A 5,667-nucleotide genomic window follows, 5' to 3' on the forward strand; every position below is an offset into this window, starting at 1 on the left:
TCGGCGTGAAAAACCTGCTCTCCGACAACGTACTCAAAAAGATGGCTGCCCTTATTTTCAGTTGGCGAATTCATGGTTTTTTCACGTGCCCTTCCTCTGAACTAAGAGACAGCGCCGCAGCATCAATGAGCGCGGCCGCACTGCCTGGACGAGACAAAATGGCAGCGTGCCCTGTCGGCCATTCCACCGTTGTTGCACCAATAGATTTGGCCAAGGCATGTTGAAGCGGCACAGGAAAAATACGATCCTCAGTCGCAATCACATACCAAGAGGGTTTGCTTTGCCATGCCGCACGGTCTGGGATATCGGTGAATATCTGCGCGGCGGTCGGCTTTTGCGCAGTGCCCATCAGGCGTGCTGTGGATGACGGCGCATCATGGCTTAAAGCGTTGTGCAGCCCCTCTGGCTTCAGCCAATATTGCTGACGGCTTTCATCCAGTTCAAGCTCCACAGCTCCAGGCATCGCAATTTCATTGTAGGGTTCAAGCATCGCACCAAGGCTCTGCCCTGGTTCCGGCGTCACGGCGGCAAAATATACCAGTCCTTTAACATCAGGATCGGTGCCCGCAACAGTCGCAGGCACCCCTCCCCATGAATATCCAACCAACAAAACGGGGCCAGCCATGCGTTCGAGCACGGCTTCTGTCGCTGCGACATCGTCGTCCAATGACGTCAGTGGCAGTTGAACCGCACGCACAGTGTAGCCTTTATCAAGCAACCGTTCCGAAACGCCGTTCCAAATACTGGCATCAACAAAAGCGCCATGCACCAGCACAACATTCTTCACAGCTTCAGCGGCCTGTAACCCGCTGGATGCGAGCGCCAAAACGGCAGCCCCAACAAGAGATTTGAATTTCACAGACATAGTTGATTACTCCGCTGGCTGAGATTGCGCTTGCCCACCAACGGGCGAACGCATTGCGGTGCGAATAAGGATACAAACGAGCGCAGCACCCAAGAAAAACCAACCCGCGCTGAACATGCCATTGAACCCAAACGATTTAATGAACTCTCCGCCCACTGTTGAGCCGACAGCAACACCTAGGTTTGCGATCGATGCAAACAAAGACGTAGCAAATTCAGGCGCCTCTGGGGCCTCTTGCGTGAGCCAAATTTGGGTGATGACAAGACTAGATGTATGCGCCGCCCCCCAGAACACCATGATGGGAAAAAGTACAGTCAACTGAGCGTTGAAGATCAACAGCAACAACAGTCCGGCCGCGATGCATATCGGATGCAGAACAACCGTGGCAATTTTACTGACGCGCAAGAAACGCCCAGCCAACATATTGCCTCCAATACCGCCAAGGCCAAACACAACCAACAGCAAGCTTACGTTATCCGCAGACAAACCACCGACTGTTTCAAGATATTCGGCCACGAACGTATACACCGCAAACATCCCGCCAAAGATGAGACCCGTTGATGCGATATTGAGCCACAGCGTGGGCTTTTTCAAAATTTTAAGTTGAGATTTTGTTGACCCTTGGGTGACACGTTCCATTTTGGGCAGCATGAAAAGCACCCCCAAAAGCGCGACGAGGTTTGCCAAAGCTGTAAAATAAAACGCGGATTCATAGGACATATTTGTCCCGATCCATGAGGTAATCGGCACCCCTAAAACAATCCCGATCGATGTGCCCAAAAACGCATGCGAGGCCGCACGCGGCGCTTGGTCCGCAGGGTACAAGGCCATGGCTGACACGAAGGCCAATGAGAAATAGACAGGATGGAACAAGGCCGGCACCATACGCACCAACAACAGCATGTTGAAATCTGTTATAAAGGCCGATGCAAAGCTGCTGATGGTGAAAAACGCGAGTGCAATCAACAAAATGTTTTTGCGGTCGAAACGTGAAAAGATCAAAACCAAAACAGGACCACAGACCGCCACAACAAGAGCAAAAATCCCTGTCAATTGGCCGGCACGGGCTTCGGAAACCTGAAAGCGATCCATGATTTCGGGCATCAGCCCGACGACCCCGAACTCAATTGTGCACAGGCCAAAAAGCCCTAGTGCGATGAAAAATATAGGATGAATTAAGCGCATAAGATGTCTCCTGACGTTAACCTTGGGCGGTCAAGAAACGACCGCTTATCGCCTTCGAGAGATGACACAGTGACAACTAGTTTATAATATACTATCTTTTCGTATCTGTTATAACTTTTTGTCCTTAGTGAGTGTATATGCAGAAATTTTCCGGTATCGAAATGTTTGTTAAGGTTTCTGAAACATTAAGTTTTTCAGAAGCAGGAAAGCGACTCGGTGTCTCGTCTTCAGCCGTTGGCAAAAGTATTTCACGGCTTGAAGAGCGCCTTGGCGTGCGTCTTTTTCATAGAAACACACGGACGGTTCGGCTGACGTCCAAGGGTGACGACTATCTGAGATATTGCAAACGCGCTCTGGCCGCGCTCGACGAAGGGGACCGGCTTCTTGCAGAGGGACAGGATGTGCCGTCGGGGACGTTAAAAATTGGCATGCCATTGGTTTGCAGCCCGTTTCAATCGTCGTTGACCCAGTTCATTCAGCAGTACCCAGAGATCAAAATTGAATTGGATTTCAGCGACCGCATGGTCGATGTCGTTGACGAAGGATTTGATCTGGTGGTCCGCACGGGCCGTTTGAACGACTCGCGCTTGATGTCGAAATTTCTGGGAGATTGCGAGATGCGTTTGGTCGCGTCCACAACATATCTAGACAAAAAAGGCCGCCCTTCCACGTTTGAAGACCTCGCTGAATTGGACAGTTTGCGGTTTCGTGCATCAACAATGGGACGCATGTTGCGCTGGCCCGTTCCCGAAAAAGTTGAGGCCACCCTGTCCACACGCCTCACGTGCTCGCATGTTGAAATGCTCTATTTCGCAGCCTGCAAAGGCACAGGCGTCGCGTGTTTACCCGATTTTTTGGTGTCAGGGGCCATCTCAGATGGGACATTGGAAGTGGTGCTCCCTGACGCAGCCCTTTCTCGTACTGATTTCCATTTGATTTGGCCGTCAAACCACTGGAGACCCAAAAAGCTGAGCGTAGCGATCGATTTTCTCGGCAGACATCTATTGTCACCCAAAACATATGGGTAATCAGCGTGATGCATCGCAATAAACCCCTGCTTTGGCTTTGGCAGCCATACAGCAAGTGCCCTCATCCAAAACCCCAAGACCGCGTTGCAACGAAATCGACGAAACGGCGCGTTTTGGCAGAAAGATGTCGGGTTTCGGGATACTGTGAACTCAAGTTAGGTTGCGACATTTCGGCAATATCGAGGTCAATTGAATCGTCCGAGGCGCGCGCCCAGGCGGCCGCAACTGCGGCGTCGCTGATGTGAGGGGCGTATTTTTCAAGATTATAGGCCCACTGGGCGACATCTTTCAGTTGATATGTTTTGGCCAAGAGCAATGCGGCAACTGTTGCAGCCCATAGGTCTCTCTTTTTGTAGAGAAGCACATCCATAGCAGCATCCCCCTGCTCAACCCAGCCAATCCATGCGAGCAACAGTATAGAAAAAGGCAGTCTCCTTCGCAGGACCGCCCCATCCAATCTTGGCAAATTTCTTCGACTTTAGCTTTGAGGCCGGGATCGACATGTGTGTTGGGTCTGCTTGAAGCAGTATTTCGCAAATGCTGCTTTGCGATCAGCTACACCTTGGTTGTAGACTGCGGGGTCAGGTTCCTTACGAACGTTCACGCCATGAATGAAAACCACTTGGACCATAACAGCACCTCAAATCTCTGATGTAATATGAAAACGATATAATATTGATGTATTGAAGCGGAAATTCGCGGATGACGCAAGATTGACGATGTTACCTAATTCCTACTTAAACCGAATGAGGTTTGTGGATTGGCAGGTATTGAACATAGGCTCTATTCTTTGCATCTGGGGTCAAAAGCTGTTTCCGCTATTGCTTATTTGGAAAGGATTTCCACCGCCATGCTTGAAAGACTCAGTGGCTCAAGCCTCGATGAAATCGCATCCAGCTCCAACAATTCGCGGGTCAGATACGGGTGAAACTTCTCGGTCAACAGGTTACCAGCATCTGCAAATAGATCAACGTCTTCACCTTCTCCAATGCTCTTGAGAACCTCGATTAGTGGCCGGGTTTCATCACCCGCTTCCACTTGTAAGAACCCATCGTATTGTTCCACGGAATACCCAAAACTTCTCAACGCAAGCGCCAGTGTCGTCGTTTTCATTGTCCCTACTCGTGTTGAGATGATTGAGGTTTCTTCGCCCAAATTTACTAGGGATGCGTCAGCGAACCCAATCTGCGCATAGTTCTGCCGCGCCTCCTCAAGCATTTCAAACGCTTTGGCGTCCATGTAGAGGGGCTTGGTATCGACCTCCAAAACATCGAACATACGCGCAATCACCTTGTCATGGATATCACCCGGATCACCGCCGAACACAGGCGGCACACCTGCTTTGGCGGGTTTGAGCATAATAACTTTCTCGCGATCATGGATTTCCTGAATCACCCAGCGGCGCCCTGAAAAGATGAGCATCATCCCAGGTGAAAGGATGTTGTCGATTGGCAATGTCCCAAGATCCCGCCCGTTTGAAACCAGCCTGTATTCTTCGGGCGTCTTGAACACCGCGTAAAAGCTATAATGCTCGACTAGCCGCTCTCCGTTTTGGCCCAAGAGCAACAAACCCCCGTCCGTTTGCTCTATCAAGCCAGTTTCAGGATGACCGAGCGCGCGCAGCACATCAGTGAACATTTCGGTAGTGACTTGCCGGAACGGCCCTTCGCGGCAAAGTACGCTGTATAGAATATTGGCTGGTGCCCCTCCCCGCTGCGCGATCACCGATAGGATTTGATGAACAAGCGTTGACAGATGCAGCGCCTCCGGCTTGGGTGGTTCGCACCAGCCCTCTAGCAACAGATCAATCATCGCGATCGACCGGATCAACCCCAGCCTCAAACGATCCACAAAGCTGCTGTCCGAAGTGAGCCTCGTTTCTACCGCGTATTGTCGAAGGATGGCTGGCTGGCCCTCCCTACCATCCGCTGTGCGAAACGACCGGTGACCTGTTAGCGGCTGTTCTCGTACATTGCCCGGATCGCCCAGTTGAGAACCCGCCCTGCCCCACCAGTGCGCGTGAGCTCGCTCCAAAACCTGCTACGCGGCTCAATCTGCATGCACTGCGTGAAGCTGCTGCACGACAAGAGACTCGTGTCCTTGCCGCAGAGCGCGCAATGCATCCTTTTGATGGTGTTGAGACTAGGCACGTCCACCATGTCGTCGGTTTCAAGTTGCAGACATGACCGCCATAATGGTGTCTTCCAATAGGTTCGATCTGACAATCTGCCACCGCCGGATGTTTCCTCGAGAAATCCAATCCAGCTTAGTGGCTGCAGAACATGCGAGAAGAGAAACCCGGCGTGGTCATAGTATTCTCGATCAATCAAGTGATCGCGCTTCTCCAGGCCATAGAGGGTTTTCACAAGGTGTGCTTCTGTAAGGCCTTGTTCTGCCTCGACATTGATGATGTTCAGGAAAATGTCCCAGTTTCCGGAAGCTGTGAATTCTGACCGGGCGTTGCGCGCGTGATTATATTCGAACAGGTACGTTTCGGCGATCTTGGCGAAGATTTTGCCGCGTTTTGAGCTGAGATCCTTTGCAGTTTTTGAAACCTGGAACTTGCCCTTTGTATGACGCCCGAACTTG

Annotated in this window: 5 protein-coding genes and 1 pseudogene; 1 reads left to right on the forward strand and 5 read right to left on the reverse strand. The window is 51.3% G+C overall.

The window, feature by feature from the left end; translation table 11 throughout:
- Nucleotides 1-70: 70 nt before the first annotated feature.
- Together ACSHWX_RS17630 and ACSHWX_RS17635 are read right to left on the reverse strand one after the other, a co-directional pair.
- A complete protein-coding gene (locus ACSHWX_RS17630; RefSeq protein ID WP_435669523.1) occupies nt 71-865 on the reverse strand; it encodes an alpha/beta fold hydrolase in 795 nt (264 codons plus the stop codon).
- Between the two features lie 6 nt (nt 866-871).
- The gene (locus tag ACSHWX_RS17635) at nt 872-2,050 is read right to left on the reverse strand and encodes an MFS transporter (protein ID WP_435669524.1); all 1,179 of its coding nucleotides are present in this window, start codon (nt 2,048-2,050) and stop codon (nt 872-874) included.
- A gap of 137 nt (nt 2,051-2,187) precedes the next feature.
- Between ACSHWX_RS17635 and ACSHWX_RS17640 the strand changes: the two genes are divergently transcribed.
- Entirely contained in the window at nt 2,188-3,078 is an 891-nt protein-coding gene (locus tag ACSHWX_RS17640) for a LysR substrate-binding domain-containing protein (protein WP_435669525.1), read from the forward strand.
- A 61-nt stretch (nt 3,079-3,139) separates the two neighbouring features.
- On the opposite strand, the gene ACSHWX_RS17645 is transcribed toward ACSHWX_RS17640, so the two are convergent.
- From ACSHWX_RS17645 to ACSHWX_RS17655, 3 genes and pseudogenes are all read right to left on the reverse strand, one after another.
- Nucleotides 3,140-3,448: a hypothetical protein gene (locus ACSHWX_RS17645; protein ID WP_435669526.1), complete on the reverse strand. Its 309-nt coding sequence runs from the start codon at nt 3,446-3,448 to the stop codon at nt 3,140-3,142.
- Nucleotides 3,449-3,903: 455 nt separating this feature from the next.
- A complete protein-coding gene (locus ACSHWX_RS17650; protein WP_435669527.1) occupies nt 3,904-4,929 on the reverse strand; it encodes a hypothetical protein in 1,026 nt (341 codons plus the stop codon).
- A gap of 101 nt (nt 4,930-5,030) precedes the next feature.
- Nucleotides 5,031-5,667: pseudogene (locus ACSHWX_RS17655) on the reverse strand (hypothetical protein); the annotation flags it as partial.

Origin of the sequence: Maritalea sp. (assembly GCF_051251695.1) — a bacterium.
Taxonomy (GTDB): domain Bacteria; phylum Pseudomonadota; class Alphaproteobacteria; order Rhizobiales; family Devosiaceae; genus Maritalea.